The sequence below is a fragment of the Escherichia sp. E4385 genome (genome assembly GCF_963883145.1).
In the GTDB taxonomy this organism is placed as follows: Bacteria; Pseudomonadota; Gammaproteobacteria; order Enterobacterales; family Enterobacteriaceae; genus Escherichia.
In genome coordinates this window covers 435533-452505 of sequence record NZ_CAWOOJ010000001.1, presented here as the reverse complement: position 1 = coordinate 452505, position 16973 = coordinate 435533, and the positions used below count along the sequence as shown (strand labels likewise).

The 16973-nt window shown below is 52.3% G+C and carries 17 protein-coding genes; 4 read left to right on the top strand and 13 right to left on the bottom strand.

Features of this window, described 5'->3' with window-relative positions; all coding sequences use genetic code 11:
• Positions 1 to 64: 64 nt before the first annotated feature.
• Complete coding sequence (rpmF, locus tag AACS80_RS02205; protein ID WP_000290727.1) at positions 65 to 238, bottom strand: 50S ribosomal protein L32; 174 nt, start codon at positions 236 to 238, stop codon at positions 65 to 67.
• Positions 239 to 289: 51 nt separating this feature from the next.
• Entirely contained in the window at positions 290 to 811 is a 522-nt protein-coding gene (yceD, locus tag AACS80_RS02200) for a 23S rRNA accumulation protein YceD (RefSeq protein WP_001174481.1), read from the bottom strand.
• Positions 812 to 1009: 198 nt separating this feature from the next.
• Here yceD and yceF point away from each other — a divergent pair, with 198 nt between their 5' ends.
• Entirely contained in the window at positions 1010 to 1594 is a 585-nt protein-coding gene (gene yceF, locus AACS80_RS02195; RefSeq protein WP_064528833.1) for a 7-methyl-GTP pyrophosphatase, read from the top strand.
• A 111-nt stretch (positions 1595 to 1705) separates the two neighbouring features.
• On the opposite strand, the gene rluC is transcribed toward yceF, so the two are convergent.
• A complete protein-coding gene (gene rluC, locus AACS80_RS02190; protein ID WP_024191859.1) occupies positions 1706 to 2665 on the bottom strand; it encodes a 23S rRNA pseudouridine(955/2504/2580) synthase RluC in 960 nt (319 codons plus the stop codon).
• A 572-nt stretch (positions 2666 to 3237) separates the two neighbouring features.
• On the opposite strand from rluC, the gene rne reads away from it, so the two are divergent.
• The 3 genes from rne to AACS80_RS02175 all read left to right on the top strand — a co-directional run bounded on the left by rne (position 3238) and on the right by AACS80_RS02175 (position 7338).
• Complete coding sequence (gene rne / locus AACS80_RS02185; protein WP_135409836.1) at positions 3238 to 6423, top strand: ribonuclease E; 3186 nt, start codon at positions 3238 to 3240, stop codon at positions 6421 to 6423.
• Positions 6424 to 6556: 133 nt separating this feature from the next.
• The gene (locus AACS80_RS02180) at positions 6557 to 6850 is read left to right on the top strand and encodes a type II toxin-antitoxin system TacA family antitoxin (RefSeq protein ID WP_135409835.1); all 294 of its coding nucleotides are present in this window, start codon (positions 6557 to 6559) and stop codon (positions 6848 to 6850) included.
• Positions 6847 to 7338, top strand: a complete 492-nt coding sequence (locus AACS80_RS02175; protein WP_135409834.1) for a GNAT family N-acetyltransferase — start codon at positions 6847 to 6849, stop codon at positions 7336 to 7338. The genes AACS80_RS02180 and AACS80_RS02175 overlap by 4 nt, the downstream gene beginning before the upstream one ends.
• 98 nt (positions 7339 to 7436) lie before the next feature.
• On the opposite strand, the gene flgL is transcribed toward AACS80_RS02175, so the two are convergent.
• The 10 genes from flgL to flgC form a co-directional block, all read right to left on the bottom strand.
• Entirely contained in the window at positions 7437 to 8390 is a 954-nt protein-coding gene (gene flgL / locus AACS80_RS02170; RefSeq protein ID WP_138183644.1) for a flagellar hook-associated protein FlgL, read from the bottom strand.
• Positions 8391 to 8401: 11 nt separating this feature from the next.
• On the bottom strand, positions 8402 to 10045 hold the full coding sequence (gene flgK / locus AACS80_RS02165) for a flagellar hook-associated protein FlgK (RefSeq protein ID WP_135409833.1): 1644 nt from the start codon (positions 10043 to 10045) through the stop codon (positions 8402 to 8404).
• A gap of 65 nt (positions 10046 to 10110) precedes the next feature.
• Complete coding sequence (gene flgJ / locus AACS80_RS02160; protein ID WP_135409832.1) at positions 10111 to 11052, bottom strand: flagellar assembly peptidoglycan hydrolase FlgJ; 942 nt, start codon at positions 11050 to 11052, stop codon at positions 10111 to 10113.
• Positions 11052 to 12149 carry a flagellar basal body P-ring protein FlgI gene (gene flgI / locus AACS80_RS02155; protein ID WP_130205525.1) on the bottom strand — a complete coding sequence of 366 codons (1098 nt, stop codon included), beginning with the start codon at positions 12147 to 12149 and terminating at the stop codon, positions 11052 to 11054. The genes flgJ and flgI overlap by 1 nt, the downstream gene beginning before the upstream one ends.
• A gap of 11 nt (positions 12150 to 12160) precedes the next feature.
• Positions 12161 to 12856: a flagellar basal body L-ring protein FlgH gene (gene flgH, locus AACS80_RS02150; RefSeq protein WP_130222889.1), complete on the bottom strand. Its 696-nt coding sequence runs from the start codon at positions 12854 to 12856 to the stop codon at positions 12161 to 12163.
• A gap of 43 nt (positions 12857 to 12899) precedes the next feature.
• A complete protein-coding gene (gene flgG / locus AACS80_RS02145) occupies positions 12900 to 13682 on the bottom strand; it encodes a flagellar basal-body rod protein FlgG (RefSeq protein ID WP_000625837.1) in 783 nt (260 codons plus the stop codon).
• A 171-nt stretch (positions 13683 to 13853) separates the two neighbouring features.
• A complete protein-coding gene (flgF, locus tag AACS80_RS02140) occupies positions 13854 to 14609 on the bottom strand; it encodes a flagellar basal-body rod protein FlgF (RefSeq protein WP_135409831.1) in 756 nt (251 codons plus the stop codon).
• 19 nt (positions 14610 to 14628) lie between these two features.
• Positions 14629 to 15834 carry a flagellar hook protein FlgE gene (flgE, locus tag AACS80_RS02135; protein ID WP_135409830.1) on the bottom strand — a complete coding sequence of 402 codons (1206 nt, stop codon included), beginning with the start codon at positions 15832 to 15834 and terminating at the stop codon, positions 14629 to 14631.
• Positions 15835 to 15858: 24 nt separating this feature from the next.
• Positions 15859 to 16554: a flagellar hook assembly protein FlgD gene (gene flgD, locus AACS80_RS02130; protein WP_064528545.1), complete on the bottom strand. Its 696-nt coding sequence runs from the start codon at positions 16552 to 16554 to the stop codon at positions 15859 to 15861.
• A gap of 11 nt (positions 16555 to 16565) precedes the next feature.
• Positions 16566 to 16970, bottom strand: coding sequence for a flagellar basal body rod protein FlgC (gene flgC, locus AACS80_RS02125; RefSeq protein WP_001196460.1), 405 nt, complete (start codon positions 16968 to 16970; stop codon positions 16566 to 16568).
• Positions 16971 to 16973 lie beyond the last annotated feature (3 nt).

The following is a 16973-nucleotide window of genomic DNA, read 5'->3' as shown; positions in this document are numbered from 1 at the left end:
GGTTTGGTCTTTCCCCAGTTGCCTGGGGAAAATCCTCACTAAGCTTCATCACGCAGACGCGTGATTACTTAGCGATGACCTTGCGGCCGCGGTAGTAACCGTCGGCAGTGATGTGGTGACGCAGGTGTTTTTCACCAGAAGTTTTGTCTACAGACAGGCTGGTGACTGCGGTCAGCGCGTCATGGGAACGACGCATGCCACGTTTGGAACGGGTTGGTTTATTCTGTTGTACGGCCATGGACCTTACTCCTCAATTACGGTTTATCCCCGATCCAACGGGGAGCACCAATTACTTACGCTTTAAGCTGGCTAATACGGCAAATGGGTTTGGCTTTTGCGCTTCTTCAGGCAGTTCACCAAAGACCATGTCCGCTTCGGACACTTCACAGTGTTCAGAATCATGCACCGGAACTACCGGCAAGGCGAGGATGATTTCATCTTCAACCATTGCAAGCAGATCGATTTCACCGAATTCGTTAACCTCAATCGGTTCATACGCTTCCGGCAGTGCTTCAGCCTGTTCGTCTGAACGCACAGGACTAAAACAATACGTTGTGTAGACCTGATGAGTAAACGGCTTCCCGCAACGCTGACACTCGAGCGTTACCGTCACCTTCGCATCGCCGTTTAACACTGCGAGACGTTGGTTATCGATAGCGAACGACATGGAGCATTCCACATCACTGTCCACACTGACCACAGATTCGGCGACGCGCTCAACCTGATCAGGAGTATAAATACCCTGGTAATCAAGGCGTTTTTGAGCCGTACGAACCGGATCGAGAGTCAGGGGTAATTTTACCTTTTGCATAGGGCGCGCATATTAACTTTGTAACGTCATAGAGTCAAAGAAAAAGGCAGCCTGTGGTTGCCTTTTGCCAATAATTCGCACACATTGCGGGTTACTGCTTTATTTTCGTTCAGTGCTGACCACGAACATCAACCTGCAAAACGAAGCGCATAGTTTAAAATGGCTATCATCAATACGCTATATCTGATGGAAAAAAATATGCCTAAACTTATTTTAGCCTCCACATCGCCCTGGCGCCGCGTCCTACTGGAAAAACTGCAAATCTCTTTCGAATGTGCCGCGCCGGAGGTCGACGAAACTCCGCGCAGCGATGAATCACCGCGCCAGTTGGTGCTTCGACTGGCGCAGGAAAAAGCGCAATCCCTGGCGTCACGTTATCCGGATCATTTAATTATTGGTTCTGATCAGGTGTGTGTACTGGACGGTGAAATCACTGGCAAACCGTTAACGGAAGAAAATGCCCGTCTGCAATTACGTAAAGCCAGTGGCAATATTGTCACCTTCTATACCGGGCTGGCGCTGTTTAATTCGGCGAATGGGCATCTGCAAACAGAAGTGGAACCTTTTGACGTCCATTTCCGTCACCTGAGCGAGGCGGAGATTGATAATTACGTGCGTAAAGAACATCCCCTGCACTGCGCAGGCAGCTTTAAGAGTGAAGGGTTTGGTATTACGCTGTTTGAGCGCTTAGAGGGGCGTGACCCTAACACGCTGGTTGGTTTGCCGCTTATCGCGCTCTGTCAGATGTTGCGCCGGGAAGGGCAAAACCCGCTGATGGGATAATTTTATGGGCCGGACGCGTTTACGCCGCATCCGGCAATTGGTGCTGACTGCCTGATGCGGCGTAAACGCCTTATCAGGCCAACCGCCTACTAGCAGGTTTATATGCTCGCATTAACGCGTGTTACGCAGTTTCTGCAAACAACGCTTCAAACCATCATCCATTGGCGCTTCGATACGCATCACCTCACCGGTCCCCGGATGGGTAAACTTCAGCGCCGCCGCATGCAGGAACAAGCGATTTAACCCCGTTCCCGCTTCAGTCAGTTGTTTATCGAATTCACGGTCGCCGTAACGATCGTCAAACGCTATAGGATGACCGGCATACTGAGTATGCACACGGATCTGATGAGTACGTCCGGTAACCGGGCTACAACGCACCAGAGTGGCAAACGCATAGCGTTCCTCCACTTTAAAACGCGTTTCGGATGGTTTACCTTCCTGGCTCACACGTACAATACGCTCACCGCTTTGCAAAATATTCTTCAGCAACGGCGCTTGTACACTCTTCACGTGTGACTGCCACTGACCACGCACCAGCGCCAGGTAATCTTTCTGCATGCCTTTTTCACGTAACTGCTCATGCAGCGAACGTAACGCCGAGCGTTTTTTCGCCACCAGCAGCACGCCTGAAGTGTCCCTGTCGAGTCGATGCACCAGTTCGAGGAACCGCGCTTCAGGGCGCAACGCCCGCAAACCTTCAATAACGCCGAAACTTAAACCACTGCCGCCATGTACCGCCGTGCCGGACGGTTTATTCAGCACCAGAATATGATCATCTTCATATAAGATGACATCCGCCAGCGCCGCCACTTTTTGCAGATGTGGCGACACCGCATCTTCTTCCCGTTCGGCAACGCGAACTGGCGGAATACGCACTTCGTCGCCAGCTTCGAGTTTATATTCAGGTTTAATACGTTTTTTGTTCACCCGTACTTCACCTTTACGCAAAATACGGTAGATCATACTTTTTGGTACGCCTTTCAGTTGGGTACGCAAAAAATTATCGATACGTTGCCCTGCTTCGTCAGCAGTGATAGCAACGATTTTTACGGATGGAGTCTCTGTTTTCATGGTGGGCGATTCTAAATAGCCAGCAGGATTCGCGCCACTCATTTTTCTATGCTTATATTTAGTTTTGCACCTTATTACTTCGCAGGGTGATCACCTAATTGGTGGTTATTAAACCAATCGCCAGCAAGAAGTGAAAAAACTGTGAGTAAGTGGGTGATAAATGGTAAAAGTCATCTTGCTATAACAAGGCTTGCAATGGAATAATGAGAACGTTTCCGTGTCCAACCTTGTTAAAACAAGAAATTTTACGGAATAACCCATTTTGCCCGACCGATCATCAACGCAGCAATGGCGTAAGACGTATTGATCTTTCAGGCAGTTAGCGGGCTGCGGGTTGCAGTCCTTACCGGTAGATGGAAATATTTCTGGAGAGTAATACCCAGTCTGTTTCTCTGATAATTGCGCTGTTTTTCCGCATGAAAAACGGGCAACCGACACTCTGCGCCTCTTTGAGCTGACGATAACCGTGAGGTTGGCGACGCGACTAGACACGAGGCCATCGGTTCACACCCGGCAAGGCGTTACTTTGCCCGCAGCTTAGTCGTCAATGTAAGAATAATGAGTAAGTTACGATGAAAAGAATGTTAATTAACGCAACTCAGCAGGAAGAGTTGCGCGTTGCCCTTGTAGATGGGCAGCGTCTGTATGACCTGGATATCGAAAGCCCGGGGCATGAGCAGAAAAAAGCTAACATCTACAAAGGTAAAATCACCCGCATTGAACCGAGTCTGGAAGCTGCTTTTGTTGATTACGGCGCTGAACGTCACGGTTTCCTTCCTCTTAAAGAAATTGCCCGCGAATATTTCCCAGCTAACTACAGTGCTCATGGTCGTCCCAACATTAAAGATGTGTTGCGTGAAGGCCAGGAAGTTATTGTTCAGATTGATAAAGAAGAGCGCGGCAACAAAGGCGCGGCATTAACTACCTTTATCAGCCTGGCGGGTAGCTATCTGGTTCTGATGCCGAACAACCCGCGCGCGGGTGGCATTTCTCGCCGTATCGAAGGCGACGACCGTACCGAATTAAAAGAAGCACTGGCAAGCCTGGAACTGCCGGAAGGCATGGGGCTTATCGTGCGCACCGCAGGCGTCGGTAAATCTGCTGAGGCGCTGCAATGGGATTTAAGTTTCCGTCTGAAGCACTGGGAAGCCATCAAAAAAGCGGCTGAAAGTCGCCCTGCTCCGTTCCTGATTCACCAGGAGAGCAACGTAATCGTTCGCGCATTCCGCGATTACTTGCGCCAGGACATCGGCGAAATTCTTATCGATAATCCGAAAGTGCTCGAACTGGCGCGTCAGCATATCGCTGCATTAGGTCGCCCGGATTTCAGTAGCAAAATCAAACTGTACACTGGTGAAATTCCGCTGTTCAGCCACTACCAGATTGAATCGCAGATTGAGTCCGCCTTCCAGCGTGAAGTCCGTCTGCCGTCTGGTGGCTCTATTGTTATCGACAGCACCGAAGCGTTAACCGCCATCGACATCAACTCCGCACGAGCAACTCGCGGCGGCGATATCGAAGAAACTGCGTTTAACACCAACCTGGAAGCTGCTGATGAAATTGCTCGTCAGCTGCGTCTGCGTGACCTCGGTGGTCTGATTGTTATCGACTTCATCGACATGACGCCAGTACGCCACCAGCGTGCGGTAGAAAACCGTCTGCGCGAAGCGGTGCGTCAGGACCGTGCTCGTATTCAAATCAGCCATATTTCTCGCTTCGGCCTGCTGGAGATGTCCCGTCAGCGCCTGAGCCCGTCGCTGGGTGAATCCAGTCATCACGTTTGTCCGCGTTGTTCTGGTACTGGCACCGTGCGTGACAATGAATCCCTGTCACTCTCTATTTTGCGTCTGATTGAAGAAGAAGCGCTGAAAGAGAACACTCAGGAAGTTCACGCCATTGTTCCTGTCCCAATCGCTTCTTACCTGCTGAACGAAAAACGTTCTGCGGTAAATGCCATTGAAACTCGTCAGGACGGCGTGCGCTGTGTGATTGTACCAAACGATCAGATGGAAACTCCGCACTACCACGTGCTGCGCGTGCGTAAAGGGGAAGAAACGCCGACCTTAAGCTACATGCTGCCGAAACTACATGAAGAAGCGATGGCGTTGCCGTCTGAAGAAGAGTTCGCTGAACGTAAGCGTCCTGAACAACCTGCACTGGCAACCTTTGCTATGCCAGATGTGCCACCAGCGCCAGCTCCGGCTGAACCTGTAGCGCCTGCAGCAGCCCCGGCACCTAAAGCGGCACCAGCAACGCCAGCAGCTCCGGCACAACCGGGTCTGTTGAGCCGCCTTTTCAGTGTACTGAAATCGCTGTTCAGTGGCGGTGAAGAAACCAAATCGGTCGAGCAACCTGCACCAAAAGAGGAAGCGAAACCGGAACGCCAACAGGATCGCCGTAAGCCTCGTCAGAACAACCGCCGTGACCGTAATGAACGCCGCGACACGCGTAGCGAACGTACGGAAGGTAGCGATAATCGCGAAGAAAACCGTCGTAATCGTCGCCAGGCGCAGCAGCAAACGGCTGAGACGCGTGATAGCCGTCAGCAGGCTGATGTAACGGAAAAAGCGCGTGCCACTGACGAACAGCAAGCGCCGCGTCGTGAACGTAGCCGCCGCCGTAACGATGATAAACGTCAGGCGCAACAAGAAGTGAAGGCGCTGAATGTTGAAGAGCAATCTGTTCAGGAAACCGAACAGGAAGAACGTGTACGTCCGGTTCAGCCGCGTCGTAAACAACGTCAGCTGAATCAGAAAGTGCGCTATGAACAAAGCGTTGCAGAAGAAGTGGTAGCCGCACCGGTGGTTGAAGAAACTGTCGCTGCCGAGCCTGTTACTCAGGAAGCACAAGCCCCGAGCACTGAACTGGTGAAAGTACCGCTGCCAGTCGTAGCGCAAACTGCGCCGGAACAGCAAGAAGAGAACAACGCCGATAACCGTGACAACGGTGGCATGCCGCGTCGTTCTCGCCGTTCGCCTCGTCACCTGCGCGTGAGTGGTCAGCGTCGTCGTCGCTATCGTGACGAGCGTTATCCGTCCCAGTCACCGATGCCGTTAACCGTAGCGTGCGCATCTCCGGAACTGGCCTCTGGCAAAGTATGGATCCGTTATCCGGTTGTACGTCCGCAAGATGTACAGGTTGAGGAGCAACGCGAACAGGAAGAAGTGCAGGTGCAGCCGATGGTGACAGAAGTCCCTGTTGCTGCCGCTGTCGAGCCGGTTGTTGCTGCGCCGGTTGTTGAAGAGGTGGCTGAAGTTGTAGAAACACCTGTTCAGGTTGCAGAACCGCAACCAGAAGTTGTTGAAACAACGCATCCTGAAGTGATTGCCGCAGCGGTAACAGAACAGCCTCAGGTGATTGCCGAGGCCGATGTTGCCGTAGCGCAGGACGTTGCAGAGCACGCAGAACCGGTAGTTGAACCGCAGGAAGAGACGGCAGACATTGAAGAAGTTGCCGAAACTGCCGAGGTTGTGGTTGCCGAACCTGAAGTTGTCGCTCAACCTGCCGCCCCGGTCGTCGCTGAAGTCGCAGCAGAGGTTGAAACGGTATCTCCTGTTGTATCCGAGGTAATCGTTGAACATAACCACGCCACTGCGCCGATGACACGCGCTCCGGCACCGGAATATGTTCCGGAAGCACCGCGTCAAAGTGACTGGCAGCGCCCAAGCTTTGCCTTTGAAGGTAAAGGTGCCGCAGGTGGTCATGCAGCAACACATCATGCATCTGCTGGCCCTGCGCGTCCGCAACCTGTTGAGTAAAACTTAACTCAAAATGATCAAGCCCTGGCAACCGCCGGGGCTTTTTATTTCAGGGGCAGTGTCTTTGCTGTAATGACATTAGCGTTACATATGTTGTATAATTATTATCCATATAAAGCTGAAGGATTTTTTTATGCCAGCCGCCAAAAACATTCCAGCCAGGCGCGAATCTTTAAATCTGCGCATAAAACCCGCAGAACGCGATCTTATCGACCGGGCCGCTAAAGCCCGAGGAAAAAATCGCACCGAATTTGTCCTTGAGGCCGCCAGAGCCGCAGCTGAAGAGGCGCTCATTGAGCAGCGAATTTTCAGGATGGATTCTGATGATTATCAGCTATTTTTGAATCGACTGGATCAGCCACCCGCGCCCAATTCTGCATTACGCAAAACCATGCAAACACCCGCGCCGTGGGAACAGAAAAAATGATTCAGGCCCCCGAACCACTCCAGGCAAAGCATCAATTCACCTCTTTTTGCTCGGGGGTAGAAACGATGGATAACTGGCTAAAGCAGAGGGCCCTAAAAAATCAGCTTGCAGGTGCATCACGTACATTTGTTGGCTGTGATACTCTTAGCAACGTTTTGGCTTATTATTCGCTTGCCTCAAGCGCCGTCGAAATGCATGTCGCAACAGGACGATTTCGCCGTAATATGCCAGAACCGATCCCTGTTGTAGTACTTGGTCGTTTGGCAATAGATAAATCATTACAGGGTCAGGGTATCGGTCGCGCGATGGTCAGAGATGCCGGTCTACGAGTACTACAGGCAGCTGAAGTCATTGGTATTCGCGGAATGTTGGTCCATGCGTTATCAGACCAGGCCCGCGAGTTTTATCTGCGAGTGGGTTTTGAGCCGTCACCTGTCGATTCTATGATACTGATGGCAACATTGGCTGATTTGCAGGCATGTCTGTAATAGTTCTTTATGCCTCATAGCAAAAAAATGCCCGCCCCGGCGATCCCAGAGCAGGCAGACAAAACATACCCAGTTTCATGATATGTTTTAAAGCGAGCTTATTTGTTGAGCTGGAAAAGCGACAATCCTTGCATATCTGTAAACGCTTTGTACGACGCCTGCAACGCCGTTTGCTGCATGATGTAAGATGAAATAGTCGCATTCCAGTCCACATCAACCAGATCGCTCATCTGCTGCATTTGCCCTAAAGCGCGATCGCTACCTAATGAATCCAGCGACTCCAGTTCATTCAGTTGCGTGCCGAGTTCCGCGCGTACGGTCAGGACATTATTCAGTGAGTTTTTCAGGCCACGGTTGGTTTTATCCAATGCCGCAGCGGCGGTTTCTTTATCCGCTTCGCTATCTGCGACTGGCGTTTTTAGCGCCGCGATGGCGCTATCCAGCATAGCAAACAGGTTAGTTTCAGAATCGCTACCGTCAGGTTCCGCTACCGCGTTGCTGGTGATGCTGTTGAAAATTTTGTCACCTGTATGCCCTATCACCATTGAGCGAGAGGCATCGACCTGCTGCTTAATACTTTCTGTTCCGCCGACATAATCACCGTCAGCCTCACTAAACGGCGCGGATTCTGTTTTATAACCGGCAAAAATGTAACGCCCGTTCCCATCCGTGGTATTCGCCAGGTTTAACAACTGGTCGCGAATCCCCTGAATATCCGTTGCCAACGATGCCCGGTCATCATCACTTAACGTGCCGTTGCTGGCATAAACAATTTTTTCCTGGGCATTCTGGATTGCCGTCGTCACCTGGCCAAGCACGCTTTCTTCCAGCGACACCTTTTGGGTCGCGAAAGTCCGCGCCAGTGTGTACTGGCTGTTTTGCGCCTGCGCCTGGGAGAGAACCACGGCTTGTGATGCTGCAATGGGATCGTCAGAAGGGTTAACGACTCGCTTACCCGTCGACATCTGTTCGCCGTACTTCATCCATTCCGCCTGAGAATTGGTGATACCACGCATATTTTGCTGGTACATCATCTGGGTACTGAAACGCATCTTATCTCCCCTTAGCGAATGTTAATCAGCGCATCAAAAATGGCATTCGCCGTCTGCAGAACCTGGGCATTGGCCAGATAATACTGCTGAAAACGTTGCAGATTGCCGTACTCTTCGTCGAGATTGACGCCAGAGATAGACTGCTGCTGATTAGAAAGTTGCGTCACCACATTACTTTGAGTAGTGCTGCTGGTTTTCAACGTAGCGGTTTTATTCCCGATATCGCTAACCAACGAGGCATAGGCATCGTTAAAGGATTTCCCCCCGCCGACCGTTTTGCCATTAGTTTGCAAATCCAGCAGCGCCTGACCATTGCGGTTGTCGCTTTCACCAGCCGTTTCATCGCTGGCCATGGCGATTTTCGCTTCGTCAGTGATTAATACGTCCATATTGACGATGGCATCGCTTACCGGTTTCAAGGTGAAGCTGTCGTTTGGTTTTGGCGTTCCGGTGAAGGTCAGTTCCAGACCATCAAATGAGACTTTACCGTCGGCATCCGGCACCACCGTAAAAGTGGTATTGCTGGCCAGACGGGTGACCTGCCACTGATTATCTTTGAACGAGATTTTGTAATCTGTCGCCAGCACAGCGGAACTATCGGTTACCGTAGCACCGATCGCGGAGCTACCTTTGTTTTTGCTATTTTCCAGAACAGCGGGCTTACCAATAGCAAAGAAATCCTCCCCTTCTTTACCATTGGCATCATACCCCTTGTTATGTTGGGCATTGAAAGCCTCAGCAAATGCCAGCGCCAGTTGCCCGAGCGTATTGCGCGTCTGGTCCAGGTCCTGAGAACGAAATGTCAGAATGCCGCCCAGCGACCCCGTATTCAGCAATTTCTCTGGGATCTCAATATTTTCCGCCGTCCCATCAACATAAGCGACTGCCGTACGAGAAGGATCGGCACTGGATGGGACTGCTGCAAGCTGACGTGCCGAACTGCCTTGAACCAGCGAGTAACCATTGGCCATGGTGATATTGTAAGTACCGCCATCCTGAACACTGACCTCAACACCAACGATCTGGTTTAATTCACTCACCAGTTGATCGCGTTGATCAAGGAGATCGTTGGGTGAAGCCCCCGCTCCCACGCCTGTTAAACGGGAGATCTGATCGTTCAGGCTGGCGATTTGTTTGGCATAATTATTGATCTGGTCGACGCTGGCACCTATCGCGATATTGACCTGTTTGTCCTGGTCGCGCAGATACTGGTCGGTGGTTTTAAACTGATTTACCAGACCTTCCGCCTTGCCAATCAGCGCCTGCCGCGCAGCCGGATCCTCTGCGTTACTGACCAGCGTTTGCAAACTGGTAAAGAAGTCCTGCATTTGCGTTGCCAGCGACGTGGTGCTGCCAGAGAGCATATTGTCGATTTTCGACATTTGCTCATAACGGGAAGTCAGGCCACTACTCTGGGTCTGGGCCGCACGTAACTGATTGGTAATAAACGCATCGTATTCACGTTGCACGCCAGAAACATAAACGCCATTGCCTCCCCAACCGCCCGCACCTAAGGTACTGTTAGCCTGCGCCATAATGGTGGTTTGTCGGGTATATCCGGCAACGTTATAGCTGGAAATATTATTACTCGCCGTATTTAACGCCGCCTGGGCAGCGTTAAGTCCGCTCATGGCGTTATTAATCAAGCTGGACATGGAGGTTCCTTATAAGCCTTCAATTACCAAGCATTATCGGCAGACACCCGCCGGACTTGAATTATTCAGAACAGATTATCGATACTCATACTGTAGGTTTTGCTCACCTTGTCGCTTACCGATTTCAATTGCTGAATCATATTGGTGAGTTTGCGGGCATATTCAGGATCGGTGGCATAACCTGCATCCTGTAATGCCTGCGCCCCCAACTCGGCGCTGGCAGCGCGAGTCACGGCGGCGTAGCGTGGATTACGGGTTAACAGCCCAACGTAATCTGACAATGCTTCGAAATAAGAACTGTAAACACGAAACTTCGCCTTAACTTTCTTCGCTTCGCCGTTTTCATATTCGGTAGTAGTGATTTCAGTAACAGGCCCTTTCCAGTTACCTGACGCTTTTACGCCAAACACGTTGTAGCTCGGCTCGCCATTTTCGCGACGAATTTGTCGTTGTCCCCATCCTGATTCCAGTGCAGCCTGGGCGAGAATCAGGTGATGTGGCACACCGCTTTGCTGACTTGCCAATTGAGCTGGCTGCGAGAGCTGTGCAAGGAACGCTTTGCTGTCACCAGGCAACAAAGCATCGAAATTGTGCGGTAAAGCTTTTTGCACCATCTGCTTGAGTGCTTTATTTTGAAAACTCATCACCGTTTCAAGTGGGAATTTCATTGGTCCGGCAGGCATTTCTTCTGCTGGCAATGGCTGCTCTGGCGTCATCTGTTCTACCATCATCTCCGCAAGTCCCAGACCTTTGCCTGCTGTCATCTGTTGGGCTATCTGCTGGTCATACATGCTGGTGTAGAGCCGGGTATTCTCGCTGCTGAACAGGCCATCTTTCGGTAAGGCTTCACGCATGCTTTTTAGCATCATCTGCACAAACATCCCTTCCACCTGGCGAGCTACCGGGCGAATATTTGCAGCTGGATCTTCGCCCGCTTTCGCTTTCAGATCGTTAAGTGATTGAGCATCCCAGGCGGCGCTCGCCAGCAGCTTGCTGTCGCTAATCATCAGATGATTTCCAGTTTTGCCCGCAGACATCCCGCGCTTTGCATAGATTGCAGTATGGACATTAAATCCATCGGGGTAGCTCCCAAGGCGTTGAGCGCGCGCACTACGTTATTGAGGCTGGCACTGGAACGCACGCTTTGCAGCGAACCGCCGCTCTGGCGTAAGTCGATCTGCGTTTGTGGCGTTACCACAGTCTGCCCACCACCAAACGGCGTATCTGGTTGGCTGACATTGGCCTGACGATTTACCGTAACCGAGAGATTGCCCTGCGCCACCGCGCAGCTGTCGAGGGTCACTTCACGATTCATCACCACCGAACCGGTGCGCGAGTTAATCACGACTTTGGCATCCTGCGGGGTGACATTGACCTGCATATTCTGGATATCGGCAAGGAAACGCACCTGGGAACTATTACCGCTCGGCACGCGTACCTGAATAGTTCGGGCATCTAACGCCGTGGCACTGCCGAATCCTCGGGTGCGGTTGATGGTATCGGCGATCTGCTGCGCCATCGCGAAGTCTTCGTCATTTAGCTGCAAATTGAGGGTATTGCCAGTGCCGAATTGGCTGGGCAATTCGCGCTCAATAATCGCACCGTTGGTGATCCGCCCGCCATTCAGTTGGTTAACCTGAACGCTGCTACCTCCCGCTGATGCCCCCGCGCCACCGACCAGAATATTGCCCTGCGCCAGCGCATAAACCTGACTGTCGACGCCCTTAAGCGGTGTCATCAACAACGTACCGCCACGCAAGCTTTTGGCATTGCCCATGGAAGAAACCACCACATCGATGGTTTGCCCCTGGCGTCCAAACGGCGGAAGTGACGCTGTCACCATCACCGCCGCGACGTTTTTTAGCTGCATATTGGTGCCAGTCGGAACGGTAATTCCCAACTGTGAGAGCATGTTATTAAGCGTTTGAGTGGTAAACGGCGTCTGGGTCGTCTGGTCGCCCGTACCGTCAAGGCCAACAACAAGGCCATAACCAATCAGCGAGTTTTGCCGTACGCCCTGTACGCTGGTGAGATCGCGAATGCGGTCAGCCTGTGCAACGGTCGCTACCAGCAGAAGAATGAATACAGAGAGAAATTTAATCACCACAGCCTCACTTACATTGGCGACAGGTTAAGGAAGAAACGCTGTAACCAGCCCATGTTTTGTGCTTCGTTAATGTAGCCATTGCCAACGTACTCAATGCGCGCGTCTGCCACCTGGGTTGACGGTACAGTGTTGCTGCCACTGATGGTGCGTGGATTGACCACGCCGGAGAAACGAATAAATTCCGTACCCTGATTAATGGCTATCTGTTTTTCGCCCACCACATGCAGGTTGCCGTTGACCAGCACCTGATCAACCGTCACGGTCAAGGTGCCGCTAAAGGTATTGCTGGCATTTGCCCCGCCTTTACCATTGAAGCTATTACCGCCAGAGGCATCGACGTCGGCACGGGCATTACCAAACAGCCCCTGCAAATAGCGCGGTACAGTATCAAACCCGAAGTTGGTTTTTCCGTCGCGGCTGGCATTAGCAGACGAACTCTTGCTGGCGCTGACATTTTCCTGCAACACAATAGTCAGCGTATCGCCGATATTGCGTGGTCGGCGATCTTCAAATAACGGCTGATAGCCATAATTAATCGGCTGGGCAGACTGAAAAATGGAACCATTGGCGACGGGCGTCGGGCCGGGTACAGGTTGTGCCGTGGTCACCCCCTGCACCAGCGGGGTAGACGGGATCCAGGCGCAGCCGGTCAGTGAAAGCACCAACAAGGTGGAAATGCCGTATTTTTTTCGCATGGCTATCATCTTCAAAAATCAATAAACCGGTAAGTTGCCCTACCGGTATGCTTTAGAGTTGCGTCAGTTTTTGCAGCATCTGGTCGGTGGTGGATACCGCTTTACTGTTGATTTCGTAGGCGCGCTGTACCTGAATCATGTTGACCAGTTCCTCCGCCACGTTGACGTTAGACGTTTCAACATATCCTTGATACAACAGCCCAGCGCCGTTCAGACCTGGCGTGCTTTCGTTCGGTGCGCCGGAGGATTGTGTTTCGGTGTAGAGGTTTTCGCCAATGCTCTCCAGGCCAGTGTCGTTCATAAACGTGGTCAGATTGAGTTGTCCAACCTGAACCGGAGCAGCCTGGCCTTGCTGGGTAACGCTGACCACGCCATCACGACCAATGGTAATACTTAACGCATTCGCCGGAATGGTGATTGCTGGCTGCACCTGAAAACCGCCCGCCGTCACCAGTTGCCCGTTCTGATCCACCTGAAAAGAGCCGTCGCGGGTATACGCTGATGAGCCATCCGGCAGCATGACCTGGAAAAAGCCCTGCCCTTTAATCGCCACATCTTTGCTGTTATTGGTTTGCGACAGGTTGCCCTGGCTGTGTAAGCGTTCAGTGGCGACCGGACGCACCCCCGTACCGATTTGTAACCCGGATGGCAAGGTAGTTTGTTCGGAAGACTGTGCGCCAGGCTGGCGAATGGTTTGATAAAGCAGATCTTCAAACACCGCCCGCTGGCGCTTGAAACCATTGGTACTGACGTTTGCCAGGTTGTTGGCAATGACGTCCATATTGGTTTGCTGGGCGTCAAGGCCCGTTTTGGCGATCCATAATGAACTGATCATAAAATGTCCTGTAGTGGATTGCTGACAAATCGCATATGTCTTCTTGCCGGATGCGGCGTAAACGCTTTATCCGGCCTACAAGAGCTCGCAAAATCAATAAATTGCGATTTATCCCGTAGGCCCGATAAGCTTGCGCTTCGGGCAACTTATGCTTGTCATTTATCCTTTCAATTAACTCATCGACAGCAGTTGGTTGGCGCGACCAGCGTTATCATCGACGCTGCTTATTACCTTCATCTGCATTTCAAAACGCCGCGCACTGGCAATCATGTCGCTCATTGCCGAAATGGCATTGACGTTGCTACCTTCCAGCACGCCCGACATCACCCGTAACGTTGGGTCAGCCTGTAACACCGGACCACGCGAGGCCTGACTTTCCGCACTCAAACGAAAGATCCCATCATCACCACGCTGCACTTCACTGCCCATGGCTTTCACCAGTTTCAACCGTCCTACTGGCGCAACGGTATTTGCCGGATCGCCCGGATTGAGCGCCGAAATGGTGCCATCGGCGGCGATAGTAATTTCCGCCCCTTCCGGCACGGCAATCGGCCCCGCCTCGCCAATCACCGGATACCCCTGAATCGTCAGTTGTCCACCGGGATCAACCTGAATGCTGCCATTACGCGTATACCCCTCGCTGCCGTCAGCGGTCTGCACGGCCAGCCAGCCATCCTGCTGCAACGCAACATCCAGGGGACGCGAGGTGTAATCCATCTTGCCGGACGTCATATCTGCACCTGGCGTAGATGCCGTCACCAGAGTGCGTGTGGGCAGAGAAAGCCCTTCCACCGGTACTGCGCGCAAGGCGTTTAACTGCGCGCGAAAACCGGGAGTGGAGGCATTCGCAAGATTGCTGGCGGTCACCGCCTGTTGATTCAGCGTCTGGCTGGCGGCGCCCATCGCGGTATAGATTGCGTGATCCATCGAGCTATCCCGTCAGCAATTAGCGTAAGTTAACCAGCGTGTTGAGGATCTGGTCCTGAGTTTTGATGGTCTGGGCGTTAGACTGATAGTTACGCTGGGCGACAATCATATTGACCAGTTCTTTGCTGAGATCGACGTTAGACGCTTCTAGGGCGCCGTTGGTCAGTGCGCCAAAATTGCCGGTCCCGGCGATTCCCAGCAGCGCTACACCAGAAGATTGCGTTGCAGACCAGACGTTGTCCCCCTCTGATGCCAGCCCTTCGTTGTTGGCAAAGTTGGCCAGCACAATCTGACCCAGCAATTGGGTTTGTTCGTTCGAATAGTTCCCGACTACCGTGCCGTCATCGTTGATTTGATAACTCACCAGATCGCCCGGTTTGTAACCGTTCTGGGTGGTTGCCACAATATTGTTAGCGCCGGTGTTTTGCTGCATAGAGTTGAGGAAGCTGAGGGAGAATGTCGCAGGTTCCGCGCCGTTAATCGCGCCAGTGGTAATATCCTTTGTTGGATCCGACGTCAGAACACCATTGGCATCAAATTCCAGTGTTGTCGCTATCGTTGCAATGCTGTTTGGGGCACTACTATCCTGAGTGTAGATATCCCAGGTATTATCTTGCGTCTTCACAAAGTAGACGCTCATGTCATGGGCATTACCCTGACTGTCATACACCGTTACCGAACCTTTTTTGTTATAGCTATCGGCATCACTGGCGCTGAATGGCGTAACGGTAGGAAGCGTATCACTGGAGTTAAGGTTAATCTGCATGGACGCCGTGGTCGTGGACTTCGCCGCCATCAAGGTATTTGGAATCGAAATACTGCCTGGATTCGCCCCTTGCTGGATGGTCGGAGGCGTACCGGTTGCCGGATACCCGGTCAACTGTAAACCTTGCATATTCACAAGATTACGGTTTTCATCCAGTTTGAATTGCCCGTTACGGCTGTAAAACACCGAACCGTTACTGTCTACCAGACGGAAAAAACCGTTCTGGCTGATAGCGACGTCCAGGCCACGGCCAGTATTTGTGGTCGTGCCATCGGTAAAATCCTGAGTGATGCCAGCAACTTTTACCCCCAGTCCCACTTTCGAACCAGCAAACATATCAGCAAAAGAGGCCGTGCCGGATTTAAAGCCATAGGTGGCGGAGTTGGCGATATTGTTGCCAATGACATCGAGATTGGTGGCGGCAGCGTTTAATCCGCTAACCGCTTGAGAAAAGGCCATGACTGACTCCTGAAATGTGAAGGCTTAAATTATCTGCCGTACTTCGTCGAGGGTGGTGGTGCCGTAAGTGCCGAGATCCAGCGTGTTACCGTTATTGCCGCGAATCACGCCCTGTACCAGCGCAAACTGCAATGGCTGGGCAACCAACTGCGTACCGCCGTTGCTGGCACTAATTGCCACGTTATAAGAACCGTTCGGCGCGGTCGTACCATCAGTCAACGTGCCGTCCCAGGTGAAACTGTGGACTCCGGCGCTGAGCTCACCAATATCAATGGTGCGCACAACCGCGCCATTTTTATCGGTTATGGTTGCGGTCACTTTGTCTGCGGCCTGTTGCAGCTCAACACCAAACGGCGTGGTGGTGGTCACCGCCCCTTCTTCACTGCCAGTACCGGCAAGAATGGTGGTGCCGGGGATCATCACGCCGTGACCAATCAGGTTGCTGGCCTGTAGCGACTGGCTGTTATCAATCTGCCCGGAAATCGAACCGAGTGTGGTGTTGAGCTTTTCAATCCCGCTGACCGTGCTGATTTGCGCCAGTTGTGACGTTAGCTCGTTGTTTTCCATTGGATTGGTCGGATCCTGGTTTTTCAGTTGCGCCACCAGCAACGTCAGAAAGCTGCTCTGTAAATCGGCGGCGTTACTGCCCGTAATCGAACTACTGCTGGTAGTGCTGACGCCGGTATTTGTCGGATCGGTGGTGGTTACCGCAATGGACATGACTTTCTCCTTTATTGACCGAGCGTGAGGGTTTTCAGCATCATGCTTTTCACCGTATTGAGTACTTCAACGTTGGCCTGATAGCTGCGCGACGCCGACATGGTGTTAACCATCTCGCCTACCACATCGACGTTTGGCATTTTCACGTAGCCCTTCGCGTCCGCCAGCGGATTACCCGGTTCATAGACCAGTTTGTCCGGGGCCTGGCTTTCAATCACGTCAGCCACTTTGACTCCGCCCGTCGCTGCCCCTGGCGCGGCGTTCACCTGGAACACCACCTGTTTTGCCCGATAGGGCTGACCATCTGGCCCCGTCACGCTGTCGGCGTTGGCCAGGTTGCTGGCAGCCACGTTCAGACGCTGAGACTGAGCGGTTAACGCCGATCCGGCGATATCAAAAATATTCAGCAGTGCCATCCG

What these genes read in the sequence shown, in the direction of transcription:
- flgE (WP_135409830.1), bottom strand. Translation starts at nt 15,834, where the DNA reads ATGGCCTTTTCTCAAGCGGTTAGCGGATTAAACGCTGCCGCCACCAAT.
- flgC (WP_001196460.1), bottom strand. Translation starts at nt 16,970, where the DNA reads ATGGCACTGCTGAATATTTTTGATATCGCCGGATCGGCGTTAACCGCT.
- flgL (WP_138183644.1), bottom strand. Translation starts at nt 8,390, where the DNA reads ATGCGTTTCAGTACCCAGATGATGTACCAGCAAAATATGCGTGGTATC.
- flgG (WP_000625837.1), bottom strand. Translation starts at nt 13,682, where the DNA reads ATGATCAGTTCATTATGGATCGCCAAAACGGGCCTTGACGCCCAGCAA.
- yceF (WP_064528833.1), top strand. Translation starts at nt 1,010, where the DNA reads ATGCCTAAACTTATTTTAGCCTCCACATCGCCCTGGCGCCGCGTCCTA.
- flgD (WP_064528545.1), bottom strand. Translation starts at nt 16,554, where the DNA reads ATGTCCATTGCGGTAACCACCACCGATCCGACAAATACCGGCGTCAGC.
- flgF (WP_135409831.1), bottom strand. Translation starts at nt 14,609, where the DNA reads ATGGATCACGCAATCTATACCGCGATGGGCGCCGCCAGCCAGACGCTG.
- rpmF (WP_000290727.1), bottom strand. Translation starts at nt 238, where the DNA reads ATGGCCGTACAACAGAATAAACCAACCCGTTCCAAACGTGGCATGCGT.
- yceD (WP_001174481.1), bottom strand. Translation starts at nt 811, where the DNA reads ATGCAAAAGGTAAAATTACCCCTGACTCTCGATCCGGTTCGTACGGCT.
- rne (WP_135409836.1), top strand. Translation starts at nt 3,238, where the DNA reads ATGAAAAGAATGTTAATTAACGCAACTCAGCAGGAAGAGTTGCGCGTT.
- rluC (WP_024191859.1), bottom strand. Translation starts at nt 2,665, where the DNA reads ATGAAAACAGAGACTCCATCCGTAAAAATCGTTGCTATCACTGCTGAC.
- flgJ (WP_135409832.1), bottom strand. Translation starts at nt 11,052, where the DNA reads ATGATTAGCGACAGCAAGCTGCTGGCGAGCGCCGCCTGGGATGCTCAA.
- flgH (WP_130222889.1), bottom strand. Translation starts at nt 12,856, where the DNA reads ATGATAGCCATGCGAAAAAAATACGGCATTTCCACCTTGTTGGTGCTT.
- AACS80_RS02180 (WP_135409835.1), top strand. Translation starts at nt 6,557, where the DNA reads ATGCCAGCCGCCAAAAACATTCCAGCCAGGCGCGAATCTTTAAATCTG.
- flgK (WP_135409833.1), bottom strand. Translation starts at nt 10,045, where the DNA reads ATGTCCAGCTTGATTAATAACGCCATGAGCGGACTTAACGCTGCCCAG.
- AACS80_RS02175 (WP_135409834.1), top strand. Translation starts at nt 6,847, where the DNA reads ATGATTCAGGCCCCCGAACCACTCCAGGCAAAGCATCAATTCACCTCT.